We start from the raw sequence: 3,576 nt of genomic DNA on the forward strand, positions 1-3,576 counted from the left end.
CAACCTGGCCGCGCTCGGCCAGCGGCTGCGGGAACAGGCAGCCGCGCCGGTTGCGGGCCCGGCCGTTCGCTGATGCTGGAATGAACGGGGCAGGCGGTCAGGCGCCTTTCAGGCCCCGTCGTCGTGGGGATGGTACGTTCGAGTGTCCTCAGTAGCAGCGACAAGGAGTCCGGACATGCGAGTTGTCAGCAGTCTGTTGGCCGCCTGCCTCGGCATCATTCTCACCGCGTGCAAACCGGCCACCGAACCTGCGGCGGTCACTGCCACTGATCTGCCTGCGCCCATCGCCGCGTCCGCAGCTGCGGAGCCGGCCGCCGAGGGCAATCGTGCTGCGGGCAGCGTGGCATTCCGTGCAACCGGCAACGAACCCGGCTGGCTGGCCGTGGTGGGGGGCGATAGCCCGGGGCTGGAAGTGCAGGTGGACTACGGCGAACGTCGTTTCCAGGTTGCCGCGCCCACGGCCGGTGCCGATGGCTGGGTGGGCAAGGCCGCCGATGGCACCGACATCAAGCTGAGCTTCCAGCGCACCACCTGCCAGGACGACATGAGCGGTGAAACGTTCGAAGTGAAAGCAATGCTGACCGTCGGGGCACACCAGTACCACGGGTGCGGCAGTTTCGGCGCGACGCAGCCGTAAGCCGCTGTAGTGCCGAGCCGATGCTCGGCTGCTCCTGGCGCGGCCCCCCTGCGCGATGAGCCGAGCATGGGCTCGGCTCTACGGGATTGGTGGATTCGGCCGTGCTCAGTCGGCGCGGCCAGCGAATTCGCCGGTCGCCGTGTTCACCAGCACGCGCTCGCCGTTGGCGATGTACTCCGGCACCATGATCTCGATGCCGGTGTTGAGCTTGGCCGGCTTCGGGCGCTTGGTGGCGGTGCCACCCTTCAGTTCCGGCGGGGTCTCGATCACTTCCAGCACCACCGAGGCCGGCAGCTGGATCGCCACCGGCTGCTCGTCGATGACCTGCACGTAGATGCCGGTCAGGCCGTCGGTGATATAGCCAGCGTCGTCGCCGATCACGTCCGCGTCCAGGGTGTAGGGGGTGTAGTCCTCGTCATCCAGGAACACGAAGGCATCGCCGTCCTTGTACGAATAGGTGGACTGGCGGCGCAGCAGTTCGACCTCGACCAGATTGTCGTCGGCATCGAAGCTGGCGTCGAGCTTGTTGCCGCCCGGCACGCTGTACATGTTGTTGCGGTAGCGGACGTTGCCGCCGCGGCCCTGCGGCGAGCTGCGCTCGATGTCGCGGATCTGGTACACGCCGTTGTTGTACTCGACGACGTTGCCCTTCTTGATGTCGTTGGCTTTCATGGTGATCTAGGTGGTTGGGGGAGGGCGCCGTCCCGGCGCCCGGGGGAATCACTTCGGAGCGAGGCGGGTAGCGCCGTCCAGGCGGATGGTCTCGCCGTTGAGATAGGGGTTGCCGACAATGAAGCCGACCAGGCTGGCGAAATCTTCCGGCTTGCCCAGGCGCGAGGGGAACGGAATGGAGGCGGCCAGCGACTGCTGCACCGCCTCCGGCATGCCGTCGACCATCGGCGTCCAGAACACGCCCGGGGCAATGGTATTGACGCGGATGCCGAAGCGCGACAGTTCGCGGGCCATCGGCAGGGTCATCGAGACCACGCCGCCCTTGCTGGCGGCATAGGCGGCCTGGCCGATCTGGCCTTCGTAGGCGGCGATGCTGGCGGTGTTGATGATGACCCCGCGTTCGCCATCCTCGCCAGCCTCGTTGTGCTGCATGCGGTTGGCCGCAGCCTTGGCCACGTTGAAGCTGCCGACCAGATTGACCATGACAGTGCCCTGGAAGCCGGCCAGCGGCATCGGGCCCTCTTTGCCAAGCACGCGGCCGGCACCGAGGATGCCGGCGCAGTTCATCGCCACGTTCAGGCCGCCGAGGAAATCGTGGGCCTGGTCGATGGCGACGGCGACGGCCGTCTCATCGCTGACATTGACGTTGAAGTAGCGGGCGCTGTCGGCACCCAGCCCGGCCACGGCGGCCGCGCCCTTGTCGTCGTTGAGGTCGAACAGGGCGACCTTGCCGCCGCGGGCGACCAGGTGCTGGGCCACGGCCAGGCCGAGGCCGGAGACGCCGCCGGTGATCACGGCACGTACGGAAGACAGCTGCATTGAACGGTCCTGCAGGTTCGAGAACCGCCGATTCTAACGGAAGCCACGGCGCGCGCCGTTGTGCGCTGCTGCAATTGAACCCAGGCTGTAGCGTCGAGCCATGCTCGACTGGACGTGCAGACGCGGTCGAGCATGGCTCGACTCTACAAGGGAGGGGCGAGCAGGCTCGACGCTACGGGGCGGGGCCCAGGCGTCGCTTGAATTCGTCCGGTGGCAGGCCGGGGGCGAACAGGAAGCCCTGGCCGATGGTGACCCCCAGGCCCAGCAGGCACTGGCGCTGGGCCTCGGTTTCCACGCCCTCGGCTACTACCCCCAGGCCCAGGCTTCGGGCAATCGCGCAGACCGCCTCGCAGACCGCCACGTCCGAACGGTTGCGCGGAATGCCCTCGACGAACAACTGGCTCAGCTTCAGCCCATGGATCGGCAGCCGGCGCAGGTAGTTCAGCGCGCTGTAGCCCTCGCCGAAATCGTCGATGGTCAGCATCACCCCCATCTCGCGCAGGCGGGCGAAGGTGCGCAGCGTGTCCGGTGCATCCTCGATCAGCACCCGCTCGGTGAATTCCAGTTCCAGCACGGTGCCGGGCAGGTTGAATTCATCCAGCACCTGGCGGACCCAGCGGGCCAGGTCCTCGCCGACAAACTGGCGCCAGGACACGTTGACCGCCACCCGGATCGTCGCCAGACCCTGGTCCTGCCACTGCCGTATCTGGCGGCAGGCTTCGCGCAGCGCCCACTGGCCGATGCGCACGATGTCGCCGGTATGCTCGGCGTGGCCGATGAACAGATCCGGGCGCATCTGCCCCAGTTGTTCGTTGTGCCAGCGCATCAGCGCTTCGCAGCCGGTGATGGCGCCGGTGCGCAGGTTGATCTGCGGCTGGTAGACCAGGCGGAACTCATCGCCGTCCAGCGCCTTGTGCAGGCGGCTCTCGATCTGCAGGCGATCATTCTGGCGCTCGGCCAGCGCCTGCGAGAACACCTGCCAGCCGTTGCGGGTGCGGCGCTTGCACTCGTACATGGCGGTATCGGCATTCTGGATCAGCTGCTGCGGCCGGTCGCCATCGTCGGGCGCCTTGGCGATACCGATGCTGGCGGTCACCTGGAACTCGTCGCTGCCCAGCTGGAAGGGCGGGGCGAACGCGGCGGTGATGCGCTCGGCCAGCTGTTCGGCCTGGTCGGGCTGGTCACGCAGGTCGCAGAGCACCAGGAATTCGTCGCCGCCAAAGCGGGCAAGCAGTCCCTCGGTACCGATGGCCGTGGCGATGCGGCGGGTGGCCTCGATCAGCAGTTCGTCACCGGCGCTGTGGCCCAGCAGGTCGTTGACCACCTTGAAGCGGTCCAGATCGATGTACAGCACCGCTACCCGGTCATGGCCGGGGCTCTGCATGCGTACGCCCAGATCGGTGAGCACCGCATCGCGGTTCATGATCCCGGTCAGTGGGTCGGTGCGC

Annotated in this window: 4 protein-coding genes; 1 reads left to right on the forward strand and 3 read right to left on the reverse strand. The window is 67.3% G+C overall.

Annotated features, from left to right (window positions below; all coding sequences use genetic code 11):
* Positions 1-175 precede the first annotated feature (175 nt).
* Positions 176-637, forward strand: a complete 462-nt coding sequence (locus tag ACQKDV_RS18770; protein WP_427785754.1) for a hypothetical protein — start codon at positions 176-178, stop codon at positions 635-637.
* A gap of 105 nt (positions 638-742) precedes the next feature.
* On the opposite strand, the gene yeiP is transcribed toward ACQKDV_RS18770, so the two are convergent.
* The 3 genes from yeiP to ACQKDV_RS18785 all read right to left on the reverse strand — a co-directional run.
* Positions 743-1,309, reverse strand: a complete 567-nt coding sequence (gene yeiP / locus ACQKDV_RS18775) for an elongation factor P-like protein YeiP (RefSeq protein WP_427785755.1) — start codon at positions 1,307-1,309, stop codon at positions 743-745.
* Between the two features lie 48 nt (positions 1,310-1,357).
* Positions 1,358-2,128 (reverse strand): SDR family oxidoreductase, encoded by a 771-nt coding sequence (locus ACQKDV_RS18780; protein WP_427785756.1) that lies wholly within the window; start codon positions 2,126-2,128, stop codon positions 1,358-1,360.
* Between the two features lie 172 nt (positions 2,129-2,300).
* Positions 2,301-3,576: putative bifunctional diguanylate cyclase/phosphodiesterase (locus ACQKDV_RS18785; RefSeq protein WP_427785757.1), on the reverse strand; the 1,276-nt coding region annotated here is incomplete at its 5' end.

This window comes from Stenotrophomonas sp. NPDC077659, assembly GCF_050268705.1.
GTDB lineage: Bacteria > Pseudomonadota > Gammaproteobacteria > Xanthomonadales > Xanthomonadaceae > Stenotrophomonas.